This window comes from Pseudomonas resinovorans NBRC 106553 (assembly GCF_000412695.1).
GTDB lineage: Bacteria > Pseudomonadota > Gammaproteobacteria > Pseudomonadales > Pseudomonadaceae > Metapseudomonas > Metapseudomonas resinovorans_A.
The window spans coordinates 773,439-792,503 of record NC_021499.1; the positions used below are offsets into that span (position 1 = coordinate 773,439).

A 19,065-nucleotide genomic window follows, 5' to 3' on the forward strand; every position below is an offset into this window, starting at 1 on the left:
CGTCTAGGGCCTTTCCTGCGCCCGCAATTGCGCCGCCTCGTACAGCACGCGCGCGTCGCTCAACAGCACACCAAGCGCCGACGCCAAACGCGTGGCCTGGTGCTGGACGAAATCCTTGCTGTCACTGAACTCCAGGATCTGCAGCAGATTGAGCGCTGCAACCATGCGTTGCTCGGCCGTGTCGAAGAGGTCCTCGGCTGGCGCTGCGGCATTGAAGTAGAGAACGTCCCGGCAGGGTTGGGGAAGGGGGCGGAAGTCGCTCATTAGCTGTACGTCCTGTTTAGCTCTGAAGGATGAGACTAAGGAAACCTTAGTATATGGGCGCGCCAAATCTAAGAATCTCTTAGCCTTTTGAGGGCTAGGAAATGTCCGTTTTCGCCAGGAGATTGAAAGAGGCGCGCAAGGCTGCAGGCCTGTCCCAGGAGTCGCTGGGCATCCGGGCGGAGATCGATCCCATGTCCGCCAGCGCGCGGATGAACCAGTACGAGAAGGGCAAGCACGAGCCCAACATCGTCGTCGTGCGCCAGATTGCCGCCGCCCTCGACCTTCCCGAAGCCTACTTCTATGCGGCCGATGACGACATGGCGGAGTTGCTGCGGCTATTCCACAAGCTGTCCCGGGAGAAGAGGGATGAAGTGCTTGAATTTGCGATGAAACTAGGTGGGGTAGGCCCTGCGATAAAGTGAGCCGCTTGCTCCCAGCACTGTCTTCGATTGCACGTTTGGGCTCCGAAGAGTTCCCAAGCCAGCGCCACCGCGCGTGGGATTAAAGGATCGGGTCGGCAGGACGGTGCAGAAACGAAAAGCCCCGCGCTTGGCGGGGCTTTTCTCGGAGCCAGGTCAAATGGTTTGAGCTTTGGCAGCCTCTATCACCTGGTTCTGCTGCTTGGTCGACTCGGTGATGACAGTGCTGTACACGCGCTTCTTCTCATCCGACTTGGCATTGCGGATGAATTCGGCAAACGGGTTACGGGTGGCCTTGCTGTTTTTGCCCATGTTGAAGAGGCTCATGCCTGCGGTCCTGATCCTGTAAATCCTAGTTTTGCTGCGAGCGAGGCCCTGCTATGCCGCTCAGGGATATGGTAGTCGATCTTGTCGACACCAGCCTTGTACAGGCGGCTGGAATTGTCGTTGCTCTTCAGAAGCAGATCAACATAGATAGCTTTGCCGAACTCTAGCTTGAGACGGTTCACCACGTCACGTGCGGCGAAGTATTGCTCGATGAAGTGTTCGGGGAGGATGCGCCTGCCCTCGGTGGTTTCTCTAGCCTTGACAAACTCCCAGGCCAGCAGCGGATCTTGGTAAACGTAGAGGATCTGCACGAATCTTCCGCGCTTCAGTGAGCGCTGTATGTTCTTCTTCGCTATCTCGTAGTTGGAGAGCGTGCCGTCCAGCAGGAACGACTGACGATTGTCCAGGGCAAAGTCGAGAATCTTTTCCACCAAGATCGAAACCGCACCTTGGAACAACCAAGCGTTTCCGCCCTTGTAGGCCTTGAACTCGTTGCGTAGTTCGTCTGGGTCGATCCGCAGGATGGACGTATCACTGAATAGGTTGAGTAGCGCAGTGGATGCCTCCGTTTTTCCTGCGCCAGGGGAGCCCGCCATGAAAACCGAAACGGGGTCCTCTTCCGGTGGGTAGATCGACTTGTCAGTCCGGCGCCTCGCAATGGCCTTCTTGTTGGCCTTTGCATACTCGAGCGCCTCGTCCCTGGTGTATTCCTCTATCGGGTTCATCCTTTGGCCCGCTACTCCGAAATGTCCTGCGCCTAGATCCTCGCTTCAGCCGAAGACTGCCGTTTGCCAGTGCTCTTCACTCACGATTGCAAGCGGTGCTCCAGCTTCACGAAGCTCAACGGCTTTCTTGATCTTGGTGCCGTAGGTGCTGTGAAGCCATTGTTCATTGCCAATGGTACCCACCACCAGATAGTGAATTTTCTTGCTGACACCTGCTCCGATCTGGCCACCACGGTCGATGACAAGGGCTTCGCAATCCTTGCGTGGACCATAAGCCATGACGCCGGTAAACACGAACAGTCGTCCCGCCCATTCCAGTTCGGGAACTGGCTTGCTCAGTGGTAGGTCAGTGGGCGCCGTGAAGGTATTGCCGCCGGTGCCGGGACGGGTGTTGCTGAGGCCGGCGAAACTACGCAGCGTCGTCAGCAGTTCGGCCGCTTCCTCTGCATCCAGTACGCCGTCAGCCAGCATATCGGAGAGGCGGCGGTAGAGTAGGTTGATGACTGGATCATCGAGGTGGGCCAGATTGCTGGAGATCCAGTTCTCCAGGAACTCAGCTTCTTGTTGATTGATCTGCCCGTCTGCACTCACGCCGGCAGCGAGGCCGACCAACGCATCAGCGGAGCGTCTGTCGATGCGGGCCTGGTGGAAGAAGCGGCTGTTTTGGAACTCCTGATGCAAATCAACCATTGGACTCTCCTTCGTCTTCGCTGCTTTGCGGCTCGGCCAGCTTTGTTAAGTCAGGCGTGAAGGTCACGACCATCCCGATTGCTGTGCAGGTGAGGGTGACTTCGGCTCCCTGGTCGATCTCCAGATCCTGGCCACGTAGGCCTTGCCATTGGGCCAGGTAAGAGAGGGCGCCGAACTTCTCCTTCTTCTTCAGCTCGCGCGCAACACCGCCTTTCCAATGTAGGGGTGGGAGCGCTCCGGCTTTGCAGCGTGCGGCGAGGTCGGGGTCTTGGCTGGCGAGATCACGGCCAGTTTCCCAGCACTTGATTAGGCCGTGGTCTGGGCCTTGCCAGGTTTCCTCCCAACTGCGTTTGGGACGGTCCGGCTCCGAGAAAGAACGGTGTATGAGGGAGGGGCCTACCATGGTGATCTCCGCTATCCATGCAATTGGGGCATTCTGCCGCCATGGATCGGGGAGCTGCCATAGCAAGAGGATAGAGGTACCGACAGTCGTCAGCGAGGCTATGGATGCGGTGAGTGTTGAATGCTCTCGATACTTTCTTCCGGACAATAAAAAAGCCGGCTTGTGGCCGGCCTTATTCACTCTGTAGGTCGCGTAAAATGCGGGTTTTGCCTGTTTGGTGTGATTTGTTCCCCCAGTTGTTCCCCCATTTTTTCTCCGCGTGATGCGCCCCCCCCACCCATCCAACTGCTAGCGCTGTGCTTGGCGATTCAGCCAGCGGCTCGTCTAGGAGCCCGACAGGATCGGTAGGCGCGCCAATGGTGTGTCCCTGGATTTCAGGCGGCTGGCACTCCAGCAGGGCGAGAACGTCCGGACCCTGGTGATTGAGCACGTTGGCACCAACGAGGTGCTGAGCCGGTTACCGCACTATCGGCGTTACATTCGCCTCACTGACGTCCAGGCCGACCTGCTGTACCAGGCCTTCGACGCGCTTACGAGGATCCCGGCCGAGGAGGCGTGAGGGTGGCCCTCCCAATGGGATCTGCGCAACTCGCAACTTTTCCCGCCAGTCCGTTCGGCGCCAGGATCAGGTCCATCAGGCGTTGCGCCGGCGGCGACAGGGTGCGTCCCGCCAGTCGCACGATGGCGCACTCGATGTGCAAGTCCGATGGCGAAAGTTCGGGGCGCAGCAAGGGGGACAGGGTAACCAGGCCGTCGTTGCGGTCGTCGCGATCGATCCAAGAACTCCAGGTGAAGAGGATGTTGTCGCTGCACAACGTCAGTTCGCTAGGTGCTTAGCCGTGGCCACGCTGCGAGAAGCCGGACGGCTTTCAGCCAAGCAGTTTGCTGTAGCAGTCCGTCACTGCGTTGTAGCATTCGCAGGCAGCTGCTTCGAGCCCGGCACGATCGAGGATGGTGATCTCACCGCGGCTGTAGTGAATGAGGTGTTGCTGCTGCAACTCCCCCGCAGCCACGGTGATGCCACTCCGACGCACGCCGAGCATATCGGCGAGAAACTCATGGGTGAGGTGGAAATGATCGGCCTGCGCCCGATCGTGGGTCATCAGCAGCCAGCGCGCCAGCCTTGGCTGGATCTCATGAAAGTGGATGCAGGCGGCCCCTTGCGACAGTTGCGCCATCAGTACGTAGAGGTAGCGATTCAAACTGCGTTGCAGCTCGGGGCACTCGTGCAACTCGCGCAGAAGCTGGCTGGAGGTGATGCGCAGGGCGTTTCCGGCGCCTTGCACCACAGCGCGGATGGGCGCCTTGCGCACGCCCAATATGAGCGTGACGCCCAGCATGCCCTCGCTGCCGATCAGGCCCATTTCCAGCGGCCGATGGGCATCCAGGTGCGCCACCAGCGAAATGAAGCCGGTAAGCGGGAAGTAGGCATGGCTGTATGGCTGGTCTGTCTCGCAAAGCAGGCTGCCGAAGACCAGCTCTACCGACTCGCAATGATTGAGCACCCGGTTGCGCTCTCTGCTCGGGATGCCACTGAGAAGATGGTTGGACACTGTGGTCGCCTCCCTTTTGCCCTGCAGCACGCGCAGGTCCCGGGCGGTGCAAGAAGGCTGCTGAGTTTTCTCATGCTGCACTCTTGCGCAATGTGGTGGCGACGGTCTGTTCGTTAGTGCACGCACGCGGGATTGATTGCAATGGAGGGCAGCCGGGAAGTGCTCCGCCGGTCTGTGCGGGGTGAAACTGCCTGTCTTGAGTGCGATACCGTACAGACCGTCCCTGGGCTCGGATGCAACCTGCAAGGAGGCAGGTCATTGCCATGCCGCAGCAGGAGAACGGAAATGTTCGAATTCGTCGTAATCGGATTGTTGGCTCTGTGGGTGGTGGGACTGCTTACTTCCTTCTACATGGGGGGACTCATCCATATCCTTCTGTTCCTGTCGATCGCGCTGGTCGTGTTCCGCTCCAGGCTGGCACGGCGTGAGTGAGCTCTAAGCCTCCTTGCAGTCAGAGCGCCTCTGCCAGGAGGGGCGATGCCACTCACTCCCACCCCGCGTTTCCGTAGAAGCGGCTGATCTGCATTTGCCAGCGCTGGTCGGCCATGTCAGGCCAGTGGTTCTTGTCGAATCCTGGGGCATCCTTCAGTTGGTACCGATCAATATCGAGCGTGAAGCGCTTGTGCTCGGTATCCAGTGCCAATGCCCTCCAGGGCACGGCGAAAAGTTTTTCACCCAGACCCAGGAACGACGTGAACGACAGCACCGCATAGATGACGCGGCCACTGCGCATGTCCAGCATGATTTCCTTGATTACCCCGAGGTCATCTCCCACGAGGTTGTAGACATCGTTGCCGATGAGCCTGTCTGCGCCCATCAGTTCAGGTCCAGGCCCTGTTCGAGTGGCTGGGCCGGCTACGTTGTCTTCGTTACTGGCGTTTTTTTCCTGATGGTTCATGGGTACCTCCCATAGCAGAAAGGTTGGCCGGCCCTTTCCCTGGAATGCCTGCGTACGGGGAACGAAGGCAGTGCAGGGGAAGGGGAGCCAATCAGGGAAACGGGTCAAGACCCCTTGGTGATGTCCTCTCTGCTGTCGCCGACCTTCTCCTGGATATTGCCGGCGGCATTTTGTGCCTTGCCTGCGTTTTCCAGCCGTTGGTTACCGAAAAGCCTGCCAGTGGTTTCCTTGATTAGGCCCTTCAACTGATCGACCTTTCCTTCGAATTGATCTTTGTTCATGAGCTTGCTCCATGGGCAACGCGAGCGGTGAGGCCGTGCATGTGCCCGGCTCGCGCACGATTGCGGTGAGAGGAGTCATGACCTTGTCGGTAACCAGGGGGCCTGTCTGTGCGTTGGCGCACTCACCCCTCAACCAGTCGGAAAGCCGTTGCTCAAACCAGCTTTTGCCAAACTTCAGCATCGGCCAGCTGTTCCTGGCTGGCATGCTTGCGCTCGCCATGGATCGGGCTGAGTTCATAGATGCCGCCCGCCTCGGAGACCGCCGCATAACGGACGCCCGTGAGTTTGTGCAGGTAGCGCAGCAGCGGTTGGCACTGCGCATCAATGCGCTGGAACAAGGTCGAGTCGTACATTCCGTTCATTGCCGGTACCTGCTGCAGCCTATGCCGCCCTGCGTTTGATTCATTCTGTGCCTGCCGGGCCTGCCGGTATGTACGCCATCGCACCCTGCGCCGGTGAGGTGCTATGAGCGCTGGCGCACCGACGGCGCACCGGCCATTGGCCATCGTGTGCTCCCGACGTCCCGCACCCCTACGGGACAACTGGTCTGGAGATGGTGATGAAATGGCCTATCCCGCCAACGTGCCCTGGGCACGCTATCCGAGCAAAACAGCAGCCTGCCTGCAGCGACAACGTCGTGCTGCGTCTGCGCCGGCAGTTGCTCCTGCTATGCGTCGCTTCCGCCAGCGCCCTGCCTTTGACCGCGATAAGCGAAGACCTGGCGAGGGACGCGGTAGCGCCGGGCATGATCGCGCCGCAGCCGGCGCTTTCGGACCGGTTGAGAATGACCTGGGGAACTTCGGCAGCAGCCGGGCCAGCGAGCCCACGCGCAACCGCGTGGAGTTCCAGGTGATCAGTGTCCCGCGCATCGCCTTCTGAGTCGTCTCTGTTCGTTGCCGTACAGATGCGCCGAAGAAGTGGGGCCAATCTAGTGCTCGGCCTCACATCGAGCGCCAGCGGGCGGGTTTCCGCTCCTTCAAGTCGGAGGGTACAGCCATGAGCTTGGGCACCATCCTGTTGATCGTCCTCATCCTGCTGCTGGTCGGCACCTTGCCGAACTGGCCGCACAGCAGGAACTGGGGATATGGGCCAACCGGTGGGTTGGGCATCGTCCTGATCATCGTCATCGTGTTGTTGCTCACCGGACGGCTATGAGCCCCCTGGGGTCGTCCAGGGCTGCGCGACACACCGCAAACAAACCAAGGAACGCCCGGACTTCCGATGATCTCACCACGGCCGCCCTTGTCGGGCGCAAGGGAGGTACACATGCAGCTCACATCGGTCCTTTTATCGTCTGCCTTCCCAGCCTACGAGGTGTCCCTGGCCTCGCGTCCGGACGGCAGGGTCCTGATGGTGCTCGCCCGGCCGGGAGCGGAAAGCTCGAGCAAGGTCATCGACGCCGGAGCACTGACCAACCCAACGCAGGCGGGCCTGGTGATCCGCCAGGTCCAGCGCGACCTGAGGTTGCTGGAAGGCAGCTTGAAGTGGCATTCGCCGGATGATTGCTGGATCAGCATTGAACTGCCCACCTACCACGATCGTCCCTTGCGCCAGCCCCCCATCTGGAACTGGACGGGACGGGGCCATGGCCGGCGCTTCTGAGGGCGGGGGGCCCAGCCGCGTCCCACGGCGTTCCCGGTAAGTAAGCGCGATTGCGCACCGACGGATTGCGCTGTTCGCTGCCACAGTGCTGATCCCCACCACCAACCCCAGAGGTTGACATGAGCAAGCACAGCAAACACATCCCGAGCAGCGGTGCGGCCAACAGCGCCACCCCGGCCAGGAAACCCGGCCAGGGCGCCGGCGCCACGCCTTCCGTGAAGCCCGAACGCACGGCTGATGCCAAGAACCCCGACCGCGAGGAGGCCAGAAGGGCGCCGCCGCGGGATGCGGACAAACCACCTGCCAAGGCCACCGCGAAAGAGCCGCCACGCGCGGCCAAGGGCGATGACGACCTCATGAGCCAGGAGCCCAGAAAGTCGTGAGCCTGCCCCGCACGGACCCACTCATCTGAGACACACGAGTCCTGAGCCGGACAAGATCCCCTGATGCACCGCCACGCGGTGTGTCAGGCGGCCCAAACCAGCGGCCCAGCCATCCACGGGTTCCCGGTTCGGATCAATCCCTTACCCGAATGGTGAAACCAGATGCACACACAAACCCGCAAGCTACTCCTTGCCGCCAGCATCGCGCTGGCGCTGGGAACCACGGGCGGTATGGCCGCCGCTGAATCGCAGACCTTCACTGACGCCCGCCAGGAAACCCAGATCTGGACGACCTATGCGTTGAATCCTCATCTGCGGGCCAATGACCTGAAAGTGTCGGTAGCGAACGGCAAGGCCACCCTGACCGGCAACGTCGCGGAAGAGGTCAACAAGGAGCTGGCCAAGGAGATCGCGCTGGGCGTCAGTGGAATCAATGCAGTGGACAACCGGATCATGGTCAAGCCCGACTACGTTCCGCCGCAGACGGGCCAGGACCGGAGCTATGGCGTCATGGTCGATGACGCGACCATCACCGCCGCGGTCAAGTCGAAGCTGCTGTGGAGCAAACAGGCCGACGGCATGACCACCAGCGTCTCGACCCGCTCGGGCAAGGTGACGCTGACCGGCAATGCCGATAGCCAGGCGGACAAGGATCTTGCCGGGCGTCTGGCGCTGAACACCAACAGCGTCGTCTCGGTGGACAACCAACTGGTGGTGGACGCCGCGAAATCGAAGCCGGTCGACAGCGCCAAGAACACTGCGAAGGCGGCCGGGGACAATATGGCCGACAGCTGGATCACCACCAAGGTGAAATCCACTCTGATGTACTCCAGCAATGTCAGCAGCTCTGACATCTCGGTAAGCACCAACGCCGGCATCGTTACCCTGAGTGGCGTCGTCGACAGTGGCGCCGAGCGCGACCTGGCGATCGAGCTGGCGCAGAATGTGCGAGGCGTGAAGAGCGTCCAGTCCACCAACCTTCGCTATTGAGGACTTGTCGCCATCCGTCCCGAGGAACGGGATCGCTGGCGACTCCCGCCGGCAGGTCGTGCCTGCCGGCGGTCCCTTCACTTGCCGACTCCTCAGGGTGCGTTCGCTCCGGTGGCGCTGGCATCCGCGCTACTCGGTGCGGAGTCGCACAGACCCTCGAGCCCCCCGCTATCAAGCTGGTGATACGCACCTTCGCGCAGCGCCATCTCAAGGAAATCACCATGGACCTGAAAACACTGTTGATCGCGGCAGCGCTCGCCGCTGGTCTCCCCTTCATCGGCGGATGCGCGCATCCCGGACACGAGCAGAGCAGCAGCGAAGTCCTCTCCGACATTGCCCTTACCACCAGGGTCAAATCCGCGCTGTTGATGGAGAACGACGTGAACTCGTTCGACATCAAGGTCAAGACGTTCAACGGCACGGTGCAGCTGACGGGCTTCGTCGACTCCCAGTGGCAGATCGACAAGGCGGTGCAGGTCGCCGCGACCGTCGATGGTGTCCGCCAGGTGAAGAACGACCTGGTCCACAAGCCGGCCCAGTAAGCGCCGGATGAAAAAAAAGGCCCTTCCATCGAAGGGCCTTTTGCCGGCTACTTCCGTGGGGATCACAAACCGCTGGATCCCGCAGGCTTGGCTGGCTGGTAGTAGGCATGGATTTCCTTCTGCCATGCCTGGTCGGCCATGTTGGGCCAGTGACTCTTGTCGAAGCCTGGCGCCTCTTTGAGGCGGTCCTTGTCGACGTTCAGGGTAAAGCGCTTGTGTTGCGTATCGAGCGTCAATGCTTTCCAGGGCACCGCGAAGAGTTTTCCTCCCATGCCCAGGATCGGGCCGAAGGACAGGACCGCGTAGATCACTCGGCCGGTGCGCATGTCCAGCATGATCTCCTTGATGTCGCCCAGGTCTTCATCCTTGAGGTTGTAGACGTCGTTGCCGATCAGGGTGTCAGCCCCCATCAGCTCGGGGCCGGGTCCTTTCCTTGTTTCCGGACCCACGCCATTGCCGTTGGTGCCGTACATGCCGAAGGTGTCTTTTTCTACATAGTTCATGGTGATCTCCAGTCGCTACCTGTGTGGCTTGGCCCTCGGATCGAGCGGACTCAATCCGGGTTCGCGAGATCGTCCTTGAGGTCGCCATAGTGCTTCTGGATTTTCCCGGCGGTGTCTTGCACCTTGCCTTTGTTTTCCAGGGTCTTGTTCCCGATGAGCTTGCCGGCGGCTTCCTTGACCTGGCCTTTCACTTGTTTGCCCCGGCCTTTCACTTGGTCTTCGTTCATGGGGTGCTCCAGTGGTGTGGATGAATGAAGCGCGCGGGGTTCAGATTTCCCCGCGCCTGTCCGTTCAAGGATGGACACCGCCCCCGGCAGAGTCTGTACGGAAACTCACATAGCCACGCCGGCGGGCTGAGTCGATGGGGGCGGAGCCGTGGGGCGGCGATGCTCGCGCGACTAGGTCATCTGGGCGATCAGGACGGAGTTGGTATAGATCAGGCTGCCGTCGCTGGCCCGATGCCCGACCAGGTGGAAGTGACCGCGGTTACTGTCCGGGTCCAGATAGACGCGCAGCTGGCAATCGGACAGCGGGCTGTATTCCTGCGACATGCTCAGGTCCAGGGTCGACATGTCGACATCGACCATGACCTCGGACAGATGGCTCTTCTGCAGGTATTCCTCGGCCTGCTCCAGGCGTAGATGGTCGTTTCCAGTCAGGTAGAACTGGATGTCCTCCACCGGGGTGGACCGCTGCCCAGTGCTGGTCTTGCACCAGCCTTCGATGGTCAAGGTACTCATGGCTAGGCCCCCTTTGGGCTGATACCCGGCCGGGATTGGCTGGGAAGGCCAGCGTGGCAGCCTTCAGCCGAGGGGTCGGTACGCTGGCCAACTCAGCCATCGCGACCGCATGCGTACGCCGACGCACAGACTGCCCGGGGCCAGTGCCGCCAGACTGGACCTGTCGCTACGGCTACCTGGTAGCCCATGGAGGTGCGGTCATGGTCGGTGCAATTGTGATTCTGCTGTTAGCCCTGTGGGCGCTGGGGCTGATCACGTCCTACACGCTGGGAGGTTTCATCCACATCCTGTTGCTTGTGGTGCTGGCCGGCCTGGTGTTCCTGATGCGTCAAGGACGGCGATTCTGATGACGCGTCGGCCGCGCCTGTCGGTCCCGGAGCGGGTACGGGCGAGGTGACCTCATGTCCGGCATGCTCGATTTGTCCGTCTGGCAGCTGGTGGTCGCCACCCTGCTGCTGACCCACCTGACCATAGTGGCGGTGACCCTCTACCTGCACCGCTACTCGGCGCACCGTGCCCTGGAGCTACACCCTGCGCTCAAGCATTTCTTCCGCTTCTGGCTGTGGCTGACCACGGGGATGACCACCCGGGCCTGGACCGCCATCCACCGCAAGCACCACGCCAAGTGCGAAACCGCCGAGGACCCGCACAGCCCGCGCTACAAGGGCCTGGCCACGGTCGTCTGCAAGGGTGCCGAACTGTACCGCGAGGAAGCGCGGAACGAGGAAACCCTGAGCATCTACGGCAAGCACTGCCCGGATGACTGGATCGAGCGCAACCTCTATAGCCGCTTCCCCATCGCCGGGGTGAGTCTGATGGCGCTGATCGATCTGGCCCTGTTCGGCGTCATCGGCATCAGCGTATGGGCGATCCAGATGATCTGGATCCCGTTCTGGGCCGCCGGGGTGGTCAACGGCCTTGGCCATGCGGTCGGCTACCGCAACTTCGAATGCCGCGACGCCGCCACCAACCTGGTGCCCTGGGGTATCCTGGTCGGCGGCGAGGAGCTGCACAACAACCACCATACCTATCCGGGCTCGGCCAAGCTGTCGATGAAGGCATGGGAGTTCGACCTCGGCTGGGCCTGGATCCGGCTGCTGTGTCTCCTGCGCCTGGCCAGGGTCAGGCGCATGGCGCCCGTCGCCACCCGGGTCAAGGGCAAGCGCAGCCTGGATGTGGACACCGCCATGGCCATCCTCAACAACCGCTTCCAGGTCATGGCGCAGTACCGCAAATTGGTGATCGCGCCACTGGCCAGGCAGGAACGCGCCAAGCTCGACGCGTCGCTGCGTCGTGCCAGGCGGCTCCTGTGGCGCGAGCCGAGCCTGCTCGACGAGCGGCAACGGGCCCTCATCGGGGCGGCGCTGGAGAAGAGCCAGGTGCTCAGGGTCGCCTACGAGAGGCGCATCGCCCTGCAGCGGATCTGGGGCGACGCCAGCTCCAGGGGCCTGGACATACCCGAGGCCATCCGGCAGTGGGTGCATGAGGCCGAGGCCAGCAATATCCGGGCGTTGCGCGAATTCGCCAAGATGCTCAGGACCTATGCGCTGCCGTAGGTTCCCACTGACCGAAAGGACTCCCGTAGTGCCTCGCCGGAGCCCGGGAACTCCATCGGCCCGCTTCCGCCGGCGGCATGCACGGCGTGGCCTCAACCGGCCGGGCGAGCAGGGACGTAGGGCAGCAGGCGATCGGTTTCCCGCCTCACCACGGCGTAGCATTCACAGCTCAACTGCTCGAGCCGCTGCCGGTCGAGCACGGTGATATGCCCACGGCTGTATTCGATGACGCCAAGCTTCTGCAGTTTGCCGGCCGCCTCTGTCACCCCTTCGCGACGGACACCGAGCATGTTGGCGATCAGTTCCTGGGTCATGACCAACTGGTTGCTTGGCAGGCGATCCAGCGACAGCAGCAGCCAGCGGCACAGTTGCTGGTCGATCGAGTGATGGCGATTGCAGACCGCCGTCTGCGCCATCTGGGTGATCAGGGCCTGGGTATAACGGAGCATCAGCACCAGCAGTTCGCCATGGCGGTTGAACTCATTCTTGAGCAACTGCCCAGGGAGTCGAAACGCATGCCCGCCACTCTGCACGACGGCCCGGCTCGGAGTGCTTTCTCCCCCCATGAACAGGGCGATTCCGACCAGCCCCTCGTTGCCGACCACGGAGATTTCCGCCGAGGCGCCGCTCTCCATCACGTAGATCAGGGAGATGATCGAGTCGGTGGGGAAGTAGACATGGCGCATGGTATGCCCCGACTCGTACAGCACCTTGCCGAGTGGCAATGGCACCTGTTCGAGATCGCAGAACAGACGCTGCTGAACGTCCTCCGAAAGGGCCGCGAGCAGGTGGTTCTGCCGCGGCATGGGCAGCTCTGACATTGGCTCCTCCCGACAATAGTCGATATGTCCGTCTGGCATCGCACGCCAGTGGAATCGTGCTCGATTGGTACGCTATAGCACAAACGAGAGGCTTGCCGCAGGTCCTCTCATCCGGGATTGCCGCCGTTCCGGCGGCGCTCCTTCGATCTGTCCGGGGTGGCTCCCACCGTGAGGCATCAGTGACCTTCGCGAGGGGGGTTCCCTGGCACGGCTATCAGCGTCAGCAGCGCGAGACCGGCCACCGCGGAAAAGACCGAGGCTGCGAAGATGCCCAGCTTGGCGCTGTCGATCAGGCTCTCGGGGAATGCCAGGTTGGCGATGAACAGGGCCATGGTGAAGCCGATTCCCGCCAGCAGGCCGCCGCCGGCCAGCAAGGCCCAGCCAAGGTCCGGAGGGCGTATGGCGATACCCAAGCGCACCGCCAGCCAACTGAAAGTCAGTACGCCAATGGGTTTGCCGAGTGCGAAGCCGATGAACACGGCCAGCGTGACGGAGTTGCCGATGTCCGCCAGGGACAAGGGCAAGCCGGCATTGGCGAAAGCGAAGAGCGGCATGATGACAAAGCCGACCCAGGGGTGCAGGGCAAGCTCCAGCCGCTCCACCGGGGACAGGGTTTCGCGCGCGGCGATCTCGGCTGCCAGCAAGGTCTTGCGATCCTTTGTATTGCCACTTGTTTCGTCATCGCTGGGGTGCGCAACGACCTGGCTCAGGATGGCGTACAGACGCCTGTCGCTGACCCAGCGGCGGGCCGGCGTCATCAGACCGAGCAGCACGCCGGTGATGGTCGCGTGTATCCCGGAGGCATCCACCGCGACCCAGATGAGTCCGCCCATCAGGAAGTAGATCGGGAAACCGCGGAAGCCGACCCGCGACATGAGGTGGACGCTCGCCAGGCCGCATGCGGCCAGGGCGAGCATGCTCCAGGCGATGTGCTCGCCGTAGCCGATGGCCACGACCAGGATGGCCCCGATATCGTCGACGATCGCCAGCGAAAGCATGAATACGCGCAGGATCGGCGGGATGCGTGGGCCCAGGAGCGCCAGGCAGCCGATGACGAATGCCGTGTCGGTCGCCATTACCGTGCCCCAGCCATGCTGGCCAGGCTGTCCCTGTTGCAGCAACCAGTAGAGCGCGGCGGGCACCAGCATGCCGCCGAGGGCGGCCGAGATCGACAGGGCCGCCATGCGCGGGTTCTGCAGTTCGCCAAGTACCAGCTCGCGCTTGAGTTCCAGGGCCACCAGGAAGAAGAACAGCGTCATCAGGCCGTCATTGATCCAGCCTTTGAGCGAGCGCATGTACTCCAGCGAGCCGATGCGAAAACCACCCTGGATCTCCCAGATGCCCAGGAAGGAATGTGCCCACGGCGAGTTGGAGAGGAGGAGGGCGGCCAGGGTGAACAGCAGCAGGACGCCGGCAGCGGCGGTCTCGATGTGCAGGAAACGGGAGAAAGGCGTGGTCAGCCGGTCGGCCAGCACCTTTGGCAGTCGGATGGGATCTCTATCGGTCTGCCGTTCTTGCTTCATGGGGGTTCGCAACACTTGGCCAAGGGGCTCCGGACGGAGCCTTCAGCGACATGGCGGACCCGGAGTGGCCAGTATAGGGAGACTGCCGGCGATATCTGTGCGTCATCGAACATATCCCCGCCCGGGCGTTCGAGGGGCGCACCGCTCCGGAGCCGTGGCGCCCCTATATGCGTGGCAGCGTACCGACGGCACGCCCGTTCACTGCCACTGTGGCGCTGTCCCGGTTCCGCGCAATGACCCGGTTCTCACGGGGATCCAGAGGCGAGCATGAACACCTACAGCAAACCCAACGCCACCAGTGGCACGGCGAAGACCGTGGATCCGGCACAGAACACCGGTCCGAACAGCACGTCACCCACCGCGACCCAGCCCGAGCGCATGCCCGATCCCGAGGCCAGGGCCCGGGAAGCCGCGCAAAAGGGCGTGCCCAGGGACAAGGTGGCGGGGAAGGGCAAGGATGCCCCCGCGGAGTCCGGAAAGTCATGAGGGCGGCCACTGCCGCTGCGCTTGCCAGGGGGCGGGAGTCGCCAGGCCGCCGGCCTGCCGCGACGCCGTGACCCCCGTACTGCCGAAAGGGTGCCGAATGAACCTGCAGTCCATCTGGAGTGGCGTGCGTATCTCATTGGCGCTGTGCCTGGCGTTGTTCCTGGTGCTGCTGATTTCCTGCAGTTCCCTGCCGACCCTGGTGCCTGACATGGCACGCGCGCCCGCCGCCCCTGTGCCGGTAGATGGAGTCCAGGGCCCGCTGTCGGCGGCACGCAGCAAAGCCATTCTCGATCGACTCAAGTCCGGCGGAGCGCCCACCAATATCTTCAGCCTGCATCTGGCGATCGAGGAGGCCATAGTCGGCAGCCCGCTGACCGAAGGCAACAAGGTCGAGCTGCTGCAGGATGGCCCGAATACCTACCAGGCGATGATCGAAGCCATAAACGCGGCGCGCGACCATATCAACATGGAGACCTACATCCTCGACGACGACGAGGTCGGACAGCGCTTCGCCGAAGCCCTGATCGCCCGGCAACGCAAGGGGGTGCAGGTCAACCTGATCCGCGACAGCGTCGGAACGCTTGGAACCCCGCCGGAGTTCTTCGAGCGTCTCAGCGCAGCGGGAATCAAGGTCCTGGAGTACAACCCGGTCAATCCGCTGACAGCCAAGGCCGGCTGGGACGTGAACCAGCGCGACCACCGCAAGCTGCTGATCGTTGACGGCCAGGTCGCCTTCCTCGGTGGCATCAATATCAGCAGCGTCTACTCGGGTGGTTCGTTCAGCGTGCGCTCCAAGGTCCGCCCGGGTGGTGAACTGCCCTGGCGCGACACCGACCTGCGGGTCGAGGGGCCGGTGGTCGCCGAGCTGCAGAAGCTGTTCATCGAGACCTGGGCCAAGCAGAAGGGCGGCGAGCTCGCGGCCCGTCACTATTTTCCGCCGTCCACGCGCAAGGGCGGCGAGGTGATGCGCGTCATCGGCAGTTCGCCGGAGGACCCCTATAGCCTGATCTACGCCACGCTGATATCGACCCTGGGGAGCGCGCAGACGGAAATCTGGCTGACCAATGCCTATTTCGTACCTGATCCGCAGTTGCTGGCGGCCCTCAAGGATGCCGTGGCCCGGGGGGGCGACGTGAGACTGGTGCTGCCCAGCAGCACCGATTCGTGGCTGGTGTTCCACGCCGGCCGTGCTTACTACAGCGAGCTGCTGCAGGCGGGCGTCAGGCTCTTTGAGCGCGGCGATGCCTTGCTGCACGTGAAGACCGCGGTGATCGACGGTGTGTGGTCCACGGTCGGTTCCACCAACCTCGACTGGCGCAGCTTCCTGCATAACCAGGAGGTCAATGTCGTGGTACTCGGTGGTGGGTTCGGCGAGAAGATGCGGACGGCCTTCCAGGCCGACCTGGCGAAGTCGAAGGAAATCACCCTGGAAGAATGGCGGAACCGCCCACTCGACGCGAGAGCCAAGGAGCGCCTTGGACGCCTCTGGGAGTACTGGCTATGAGCGCCATGCCACGCGGCTGGACAATGCTGCTCCGGGCCAGCTTGCTCTGCATGCTGAGCGGCGCATCCCTCCTGGTGCATGCCGGGGACGCTGCGCAGCTGCTGAAGGCGCGCCACCTGGCACTGGGCGGGGTACTGGCCGGCAACCCCTTCAATCGCCCGCTGTACCTGCAGGCGAGCGAGGCCAAAGGCACGCTCGAGGGCGAGATCTACGCGCGGGTGGAGCAACCCTTCGCGGTGGTCGGTCCGGCTCTGCAGGGCATCGACAACTGGTGCGACATTCTTATCCTGCACCTGAATGTGAAGAGTTGCCGCAACGCCTCCAGCGAAGGCGGCAGCGTGCTGAGCCTCAGCGTCGGACGCAAGTTCGACCAGCCCCTGGCCGATGCCTACGCGTTCAGCTTCCGCTACCAGGTCGTGGCATCCACCCCTGAATACCTGCAATTGCAGTTGACCGCGGCCGAGGGGCCGCTGGACACCCGCCGCTATCGGATCGTGCTGGAAGTGGTCGGGCTGGATGCCCGGCGCAGCTTCCTGCACCTGTCCTACTCGTACGCTTTCGGTGTGGCGGCGCGGATGGCCATGCAGGGATACCTGGCGACCGCCGGCCGCGACAAGGTCGGCTTCAGCATCGTCGGCCGCAACGCCCAGGGGCAGCCGGTTCACGTGGGTAGCACCCTGGGCGTGGTCGAGCGCAACACCATGCGCTACTACCTGGCGATCGAGGCCTACCTCGGCACCTTGTCGGCGCCCGCGCCCGATCGGCTGGAACAGCGTCTCAATGCCTGGTACGCCGCAGTCGAGCGCTATCCGCTGCAATTGCACGATCTCGAACGTGGCGAATACCTGGAGATGAAACACAGGGAAATCCAGCGCCAGCAGGCGGTGGTGGCGCAGTGACGCGGATCGGCCGCCGGAAAACGCCGGGCTTTGTGCGTCACCGAACAGATGCCGTCCGGCAGAGGCGCTCAATCTGCTTCAGGGCACAACGTCGCGAGGAATCCGCCCACGATTTCAGTGCCTTCACCCGGTCCGCGAGGTCGACCCCATGACGCCTATCGAACATCCGTCTCTGCTCCTGCTGCCCGGCCTGCTCTGCGATGCCCGGCTATGGCGCGACCAGGTGGAGGGGCTCGCCGACCTGGCCAGCGTCTCGATCGCCGACCTGTCGGGCGCCGACTCGATCCCGGAACTGGCATCCAGCGTCCTGGCCCAGGCGCCGACGGGGCGTTTTGCCCTGGCCGGTCTGTCCATGGGGGGCTACGTCGCGCTGGAAATCATGCGGCAGGCTCCCGAGCGCATCCTGGCCCTGGCATTGCTCGATACCAGCGCCCGGCCGGACACGCCCGAGGCAACGGAGGGGCGTCTCAAGCTCATGCAACTGGCCGAGACGAACTTCCCGGCGGTGCCCCATAGCCTGCTGCCCAAGCTGGTCCACCCCGCCCACCAGGAGGACGCGTCCATCGTGGGCCTCATAGTCTCGATGGCCAACAGCCTCGGCAAGGACGCCTTCCTGCGCCAGCAAAGGGCAATGATCGGGCGCGTCGATAGCCGCGGGTCACTTCTCCTTGTCCAATGCCCAACCCTTGTCCTGTGCGGACGCGAAGATGAGTTGACGCCAGTGGCGCTGCACCAGGAGCTGGCGGCCGGCATCCGGGGGGCGAAGCTGGTAGTGGTCGAAGCGTGCGGCCATCTCTCGACGCTGGACCAGCCCCCTGAAGTGACCGCGGCGCTCAGGCAATGGGTATCGGCCCTGGAGTCCTGAACGTGGCGGGTCGCCAGGTCGGTCAGCCCCGACGGGCCAGTGCCAGGCCCAGCAGGAAGGCAGCGGCGGCGCTGGCGCCTATCACTTTCCAGGGCTGTTCGTGGACGTATTCGTTGGTGGCCGTGGCGGTCCGGCGGCCTTGCAGGGCAAGGTTGTCGCCCAGTTCGCCGATCGATTCCCTGGCCGCCGAGATGCGTTCGACGATCCTGACCCGGGTCTGCTCCAGTTCGTCGCCGGTGAGCTCCGTGGTTTCCTTGACCAGGCCTTCGACATCCGCCAGGAAGTTGTAGAACTCCCGTGACAGGTCCTGGCTGGTGCTGCTCCTGCCGGAGCCGAGGCCGTTTGATTTGATGGACATGGGTAACTCCTAATGCTGGGGTGGGCGGATCCGATTGCCGGTCTCGTGCTTTCGCCCGAGGGAGGCCCGGCATGGTCGGGTATCCACATTGGCCTGGTCCCGCGGCCCTGTCTGTTCGCTGAAGCGCTTAGTCCGAGCCTCGCTCGCCACAAAAGAAAGCCCGCACGGGCGGGCTGTGGAAACGTGGCCTCGGCAGCTATGAGTCAGCCATAAGGTCCACCATGGCCGCGCTGATGAAATCGACGCAGGCCTCTAAGGTTCACCCCCCTGTTCAGCGACATTCCGCTGGGCCGGAGGCGATGGCTTCCGGGGCGTGGTCCACCTGTGATACGCGCTTGGCTCCATGCAACTCCACGGGGGCATCTGGTTTCGTCCCGGCCTCGTTCCGAGGCAGGACGGTAGGTGTCCACTATCTACCCTCCGGCCGGCCATTGCTTGCCTTTGTCGGTAAATCGGACCAGAGGGCAGCGCTCGCCAGTCTCGCCTTGGGTTCGTTGCCATACAGACTGGCCGCCGGCTTTGGAGCAGCCTGTAGGCAGGCAGATCATTGCCGTGTTGCTGAAGGAGAACCGAAATGCTCCAAACCCTTGTTGTGGTGTTGTTGGTTCTATGGCTGCTGGGACTGGTCACGTCCTACTCCATGGGTGGGTTCATCCATATCCTCCTGGTCGTGGCACTCGTGCTGTTCCTGCTCCAGTTCATTCAGGGGCGGCGTTCGTGACCCTGGCGCAAG

The 19,065-nt window shown here is 62.8% G+C and carries 30 protein-coding genes; 15 read left to right on the forward strand and 15 right to left on the reverse strand.

Annotation, left to right across the window (positions count from 1 at the left end; translation table 11 throughout):
• Positions 1–3 precede the first annotated feature (3 nt).
• Positions 4–264 (reverse strand): hypothetical protein, encoded by a 261-nt coding sequence (locus PCA10_RS03560; RefSeq protein WP_016490644.1) that lies wholly within the window; start codon positions 262–264, stop codon positions 4–6.
• Positions 265–365: 101 nt separating this feature from the next.
• On the opposite strand from PCA10_RS03560, the gene PCA10_RS03565 reads away from it, so the two are divergent.
• Positions 366–686 (forward strand): helix-turn-helix domain-containing protein, encoded by a 321-nt coding sequence (locus PCA10_RS03565; RefSeq protein ID WP_016490645.1) that lies wholly within the window; start codon positions 366–368, stop codon positions 684–686.
• A 153-nt stretch (positions 687–839) separates the two neighbouring features.
• Here PCA10_RS03565 and PCA10_RS30705 read toward each other — a convergent pair whose 3' ends face one another.
• From PCA10_RS30705 to PCA10_RS03580, 4 genes are read right to left on the reverse strand one after another with little or no spacing between them, the layout of a single operon-like run.
• Positions 840–1,010 (reverse strand): hypothetical protein, encoded by a 171-nt coding sequence (locus PCA10_RS30705; protein ID WP_016490646.1) that lies wholly within the window; start codon positions 1,008–1,010, stop codon positions 840–842.
• Positions 1,007–1,735 (reverse strand): zeta toxin family protein, encoded by a 729-nt coding sequence (locus PCA10_RS03570; protein ID WP_016490647.1) that lies wholly within the window; start codon positions 1,733–1,735, stop codon positions 1,007–1,009. Before PCA10_RS03570 ends, PCA10_RS30705 begins: the two co-directional genes overlap by 4 nt.
• A gap of 45 nt (positions 1,736–1,780) precedes the next feature.
• On the reverse strand, positions 1,781–2,425 hold the full coding sequence (locus PCA10_RS03575; protein WP_016490648.1) for a BRCT domain-containing protein: 645 nt from the start codon (positions 2,423–2,425) through the stop codon (positions 1,781–1,783).
• Positions 2,418–3,008: a hypothetical protein gene (locus PCA10_RS03580; protein WP_331711920.1), complete on the reverse strand. Its 591-nt coding sequence runs from the start codon at positions 3,006–3,008 to the stop codon at positions 2,418–2,420. Before PCA10_RS03580 ends, PCA10_RS03575 begins: the two co-directional genes overlap by 8 nt.
• A 181-nt stretch (positions 3,009–3,189) precedes the next feature.
• Between PCA10_RS03580 and PCA10_RS03585 the strand changes: the two genes are divergently transcribed.
• On the forward strand, positions 3,190–3,387 hold the full coding sequence (locus PCA10_RS03585; protein ID WP_016490650.1) for a DUF3156 family protein: 198 nt from the start codon (positions 3,190–3,192) through the stop codon (positions 3,385–3,387).
• Positions 3,388–3,697: 310 nt separating this feature from the next.
• On the opposite strand, the gene PCA10_RS03590 is transcribed toward PCA10_RS03585, so the two are convergent.
• Entirely contained in the window at positions 3,698–4,381 is a 684-nt protein-coding gene (locus PCA10_RS03590; protein ID WP_016490652.1) for a Crp/Fnr family transcriptional regulator, read from the reverse strand.
• A 285-nt stretch (positions 4,382–4,666) separates the two neighbouring features.
• On the opposite strand from PCA10_RS03590, the gene PCA10_RS30110 reads away from it, so the two are divergent.
• On the forward strand, positions 4,667–4,813 hold the full coding sequence (locus PCA10_RS30110) for a lmo0937 family membrane protein (protein ID WP_016490653.1): 147 nt from the start codon (positions 4,667–4,669) through the stop codon (positions 4,811–4,813).
• A gap of 52 nt (positions 4,814–4,865) precedes the next feature.
• On the opposite strand, the gene PCA10_RS03595 is transcribed toward PCA10_RS30110, so the two are convergent.
• From PCA10_RS03595 to PCA10_RS03600, 3 genes are all read right to left on the reverse strand, one after another.
• On the reverse strand, positions 4,866–5,279 hold the full coding sequence (locus PCA10_RS03595) for a PRC-barrel domain-containing protein (RefSeq protein WP_016490654.1): 414 nt from the start codon (positions 5,277–5,279) through the stop codon (positions 4,866–4,868).
• Positions 5,280–5,383: 104 nt separating this feature from the next.
• On the reverse strand, positions 5,384–5,560 hold the full coding sequence (locus PCA10_RS29460; RefSeq protein WP_016490655.1) for a CsbD family protein: 177 nt from the start codon (positions 5,558–5,560) through the stop codon (positions 5,384–5,386).
• A gap of 152 nt (positions 5,561–5,712) precedes the next feature.
• The gene (locus PCA10_RS03600) at positions 5,713–5,922 is read right to left on the reverse strand and encodes a hypothetical protein (RefSeq protein WP_016490656.1); all 210 of its coding nucleotides are present in this window, start codon (positions 5,920–5,922) and stop codon (positions 5,713–5,715) included.
• Positions 5,923–6,556: 634 nt separating this feature from the next.
• Between PCA10_RS03600 and PCA10_RS29335 the strand changes: the two genes are divergently transcribed.
• The 5 genes from PCA10_RS29335 (at position 6,557) to PCA10_RS03625 (ending at position 9,077) form a co-directional block, all read left to right on the forward strand.
• On the forward strand, positions 6,557–6,715 hold the full coding sequence (locus tag PCA10_RS29335) for a DUF3309 family protein (RefSeq protein WP_016490658.1): 159 nt from the start codon (positions 6,557–6,559) through the stop codon (positions 6,713–6,715).
• Positions 6,716–6,826: 111 nt separating this feature from the next.
• Positions 6,827–7,162: a DUF3509 domain-containing protein gene (locus PCA10_RS03610; protein WP_016490659.1), complete on the forward strand. Its 336-nt coding sequence runs from the start codon at positions 6,827–6,829 to the stop codon at positions 7,160–7,162.
• 119 nt (positions 7,163–7,281) lie between these two features.
• Complete coding sequence (locus tag PCA10_RS03615) at positions 7,282–7,545, forward strand: hypothetical protein (protein ID WP_016490660.1); 264 nt, start codon at positions 7,282–7,284, stop codon at positions 7,543–7,545.
• Positions 7,546–7,707: 162 nt separating this feature from the next.
• Positions 7,708–8,535, forward strand: coding sequence for a BON domain-containing protein (locus tag PCA10_RS03620; RefSeq protein WP_016490661.1), 828 nt, complete (start codon positions 7,708–7,710; stop codon positions 8,533–8,535).
• 221 nt (positions 8,536–8,756) lie between these two features.
• Entirely contained in the window at positions 8,757–9,077 is a 321-nt protein-coding gene (locus PCA10_RS03625) for a BON domain-containing protein (protein WP_016490662.1), read from the forward strand.
• A 62-nt stretch (positions 9,078–9,139) separates the two neighbouring features.
• On the opposite strand, the gene PCA10_RS03630 is transcribed toward PCA10_RS03625, so the two are convergent.
• From PCA10_RS03630 to PCA10_RS03635, 3 genes are all read right to left on the reverse strand, one after another.
• Complete coding sequence (locus PCA10_RS03630) at positions 9,140–9,580, reverse strand: PRC-barrel domain-containing protein (RefSeq protein WP_016490663.1); 441 nt, start codon at positions 9,578–9,580, stop codon at positions 9,140–9,142.
• Positions 9,581–9,630: 50 nt separating this feature from the next.
• Positions 9,631–9,807 carry a CsbD family protein gene (locus PCA10_RS29465; protein ID WP_016490664.1) on the reverse strand — a complete coding sequence of 59 codons (177 nt, stop codon included), beginning with the start codon at positions 9,805–9,807 and terminating at the stop codon, positions 9,631–9,633.
• 171 nt (positions 9,808–9,978) lie between these two features.
• Entirely contained in the window at positions 9,979–10,320 is a 342-nt protein-coding gene (locus PCA10_RS03635) for a hypothetical protein (protein WP_016490665.1), read from the reverse strand.
• A gap of 200 nt (positions 10,321–10,520) precedes the next feature.
• On the opposite strand from PCA10_RS03635, the gene PCA10_RS30115 reads away from it, so the two are divergent.
• On the forward strand, positions 10,521–10,667 hold the full coding sequence (locus PCA10_RS30115; protein WP_016490666.1) for a lmo0937 family membrane protein: 147 nt from the start codon (positions 10,521–10,523) through the stop codon (positions 10,665–10,667).
• A 54-nt stretch (positions 10,668–10,721) separates the two neighbouring features.
• Complete coding sequence (locus PCA10_RS03640; protein ID WP_016490667.1) at positions 10,722–11,876, forward strand: DesA family fatty acid desaturase; 1,155 nt, start codon at positions 10,722–10,724, stop codon at positions 11,874–11,876.
• 92 nt (positions 11,877–11,968) lie between these two features.
• Here PCA10_RS03640 and PCA10_RS03645 read toward each other — a convergent pair whose 3' ends face one another.
• Both PCA10_RS03645 and nhaA read right to left on the reverse strand, forming a co-directional pair.
• Positions 11,969–12,697 carry a Crp/Fnr family transcriptional regulator gene (locus PCA10_RS03645; protein WP_016490668.1) on the reverse strand — a complete coding sequence of 243 codons (729 nt, stop codon included), beginning with the start codon at positions 12,695–12,697 and terminating at the stop codon, positions 11,969–11,971.
• A 176-nt stretch (positions 12,698–12,873) separates the two neighbouring features.
• Complete coding sequence (nhaA, locus tag PCA10_RS03650) at positions 12,874–14,220, reverse strand: Na+/H+ antiporter NhaA (protein ID WP_041770120.1); 1,347 nt, start codon at positions 14,218–14,220, stop codon at positions 12,874–12,876.
• Positions 14,221–14,487: 267 nt separating this feature from the next.
• Between nhaA and PCA10_RS03655 the strand changes: the two genes are divergently transcribed.
• The 4 genes from PCA10_RS03655 (at position 14,488) to PCA10_RS03670 (ending at position 17,974) form a co-directional block, all read left to right on the forward strand.
• Positions 14,488–14,706, forward strand: coding sequence for a hypothetical protein (locus PCA10_RS03655; protein WP_016490670.1), 219 nt, complete (start codon positions 14,488–14,490; stop codon positions 14,704–14,706).
• Positions 14,707–14,803: 97 nt separating this feature from the next.
• Positions 14,804–16,210 carry a cardiolipin synthase gene (gene cls / locus PCA10_RS03660; protein ID WP_016490671.1) on the forward strand — a complete coding sequence of 469 codons (1,407 nt, stop codon included), beginning with the start codon at positions 14,804–14,806 and terminating at the stop codon, positions 16,208–16,210.
• Entirely contained in the window at positions 16,207–17,109 is a 903-nt protein-coding gene (locus PCA10_RS03665; RefSeq protein ID WP_016490672.1) for a hypothetical protein, read from the forward strand. Before cls ends, PCA10_RS03665 begins: the two co-directional genes overlap by 4 nt.
• Positions 17,110–17,257: 148 nt before the next feature.
• Positions 17,258–17,974 (forward strand): alpha/beta fold hydrolase, encoded by a 717-nt coding sequence (locus PCA10_RS03670; RefSeq protein WP_016490673.1) that lies wholly within the window; start codon positions 17,258–17,260, stop codon positions 17,972–17,974.
• A gap of 22 nt (positions 17,975–17,996) precedes the next feature.
• On the opposite strand, the gene PCA10_RS03675 is transcribed toward PCA10_RS03670, so the two are convergent.
• Entirely contained in the window at positions 17,997–18,332 is a 336-nt protein-coding gene (locus tag PCA10_RS03675; RefSeq protein WP_016490674.1) for an ElaB/YgaM/YqjD family protein, read from the reverse strand.
• 574 nt (positions 18,333–18,906) lie between these two features.
• Here PCA10_RS03675 and PCA10_RS30120 point away from each other — a divergent pair.
• Entirely contained in the window at positions 18,907–19,053 is a 147-nt protein-coding gene (locus PCA10_RS30120; RefSeq protein WP_016490675.1) for a lmo0937 family membrane protein, read from the forward strand.
• The last annotated feature ends 12 nt before the right edge of the window (positions 19,054–19,065 follow it).

Bases quoted from the DNA above. Each gene is read 5' to 3' on its own strand.
- PCA10_RS03560 (WP_016490644.1), bottom strand. From the start codon at position 264: ATGAGCGACTTCCGCCCCCTTCCCCAACCCTGCCGGGACGTTCTCTAC.
- PCA10_RS03565 (WP_016490645.1), top strand. From the start codon at position 366: ATGTCCGTTTTCGCCAGGAGATTGAAAGAGGCGCGCAAGGCTGCAGGC.
- PCA10_RS30705 (WP_016490646.1), bottom strand. From the start codon at position 1,010: ATGAGCCTCTTCAACATGGGCAAAAACAGCAAGGCCACCCGTAACCCG.
- PCA10_RS03570 (WP_016490647.1), bottom strand. From the start codon at position 1,735: ATGAACCCGATAGAGGAATACACCAGGGACGAGGCGCTCGAGTATGCA.
- PCA10_RS03575 (WP_016490648.1), bottom strand. From the start codon at position 2,425: ATGGTTGATTTGCATCAGGAGTTCCAAAACAGCCGCTTCTTCCACCAG.
- PCA10_RS30110 (WP_016490653.1), top strand. From the start codon at position 4,667: ATGTTCGAATTCGTCGTAATCGGATTGTTGGCTCTGTGGGTGGTGGGA.
- PCA10_RS03595 (WP_016490654.1), bottom strand. From the start codon at position 5,279: ATGAACCATCAGGAAAAAAACGCCAGTAACGAAGACAACGTAGCCGGC.
- PCA10_RS29460 (WP_016490655.1), bottom strand. From the start codon at position 5,560: ATGAACAAAGATCAATTCGAAGGAAAGGTCGATCAGTTGAAGGGCCTA.
- PCA10_RS03600 (WP_016490656.1), bottom strand. From the start codon at position 5,922: ATGAACGGAATGTACGACTCGACCTTGTTCCAGCGCATTGATGCGCAG.
- PCA10_RS29335 (WP_016490658.1), top strand. From the start codon at position 6,557: ATGAGCTTGGGCACCATCCTGTTGATCGTCCTCATCCTGCTGCTGGTC.
- PCA10_RS03610 (WP_016490659.1), top strand. From the start codon at position 6,827: ATGCAGCTCACATCGGTCCTTTTATCGTCTGCCTTCCCAGCCTACGAG.
- PCA10_RS03615 (WP_016490660.1), top strand. From the start codon at position 7,282: ATGAGCAAGCACAGCAAACACATCCCGAGCAGCGGTGCGGCCAACAGC.
- PCA10_RS03620 (WP_016490661.1), top strand. From the start codon at position 7,708: ATGCACACACAAACCCGCAAGCTACTCCTTGCCGCCAGCATCGCGCTG.
- PCA10_RS03625 (WP_016490662.1), top strand. From the start codon at position 8,757: ATGGACCTGAAAACACTGTTGATCGCGGCAGCGCTCGCCGCTGGTCTC.
- PCA10_RS03630 (WP_016490663.1), bottom strand. From the start codon at position 9,580: ATGAACTATGTAGAAAAAGACACCTTCGGCATGTACGGCACCAACGGC.
- PCA10_RS29465 (WP_016490664.1), bottom strand. From the start codon at position 9,807: ATGAACGAAGACCAAGTGAAAGGCCGGGGCAAACAAGTGAAAGGCCAG.
- PCA10_RS03635 (WP_016490665.1), bottom strand. From the start codon at position 10,320: ATGAGTACCTTGACCATCGAAGGCTGGTGCAAGACCAGCACTGGGCAG.
- PCA10_RS30115 (WP_016490666.1), top strand. From the start codon at position 10,521: ATGGTCGGTGCAATTGTGATTCTGCTGTTAGCCCTGTGGGCGCTGGGG.
- PCA10_RS03640 (WP_016490667.1), top strand. From the start codon at position 10,722: ATGTCCGGCATGCTCGATTTGTCCGTCTGGCAGCTGGTGGTCGCCACC.
- PCA10_RS03645 (WP_016490668.1), bottom strand. From the start codon at position 12,697: ATGTCAGAGCTGCCCATGCCGCGGCAGAACCACCTGCTCGCGGCCCTT.
- nhaA (WP_041770120.1), bottom strand. From the start codon at position 14,220: ATGAAGCAAGAACGGCAGACCGATAGAGATCCCATCCGACTGCCAAAG.
- PCA10_RS03655 (WP_016490670.1), top strand. From the start codon at position 14,488: ATGAACACCTACAGCAAACCCAACGCCACCAGTGGCACGGCGAAGACC.
- cls (WP_016490671.1), top strand. From the start codon at position 14,804: ATGAACCTGCAGTCCATCTGGAGTGGCGTGCGTATCTCATTGGCGCTG.
- PCA10_RS03665 (WP_016490672.1), top strand. From the start codon at position 16,207: ATGAGCGCCATGCCACGCGGCTGGACAATGCTGCTCCGGGCCAGCTTG.
- PCA10_RS03670 (WP_016490673.1), top strand. From the start codon at position 17,258: ATGACGCCTATCGAACATCCGTCTCTGCTCCTGCTGCCCGGCCTGCTC.
- PCA10_RS03675 (WP_016490674.1), bottom strand. From the start codon at position 18,332: ATGTCCATCAAATCAAACGGCCTCGGCTCCGGCAGGAGCAGCACCAGC.
- PCA10_RS30120 (WP_016490675.1), top strand. From the start codon at position 18,907: ATGCTCCAAACCCTTGTTGTGGTGTTGTTGGTTCTATGGCTGCTGGGA.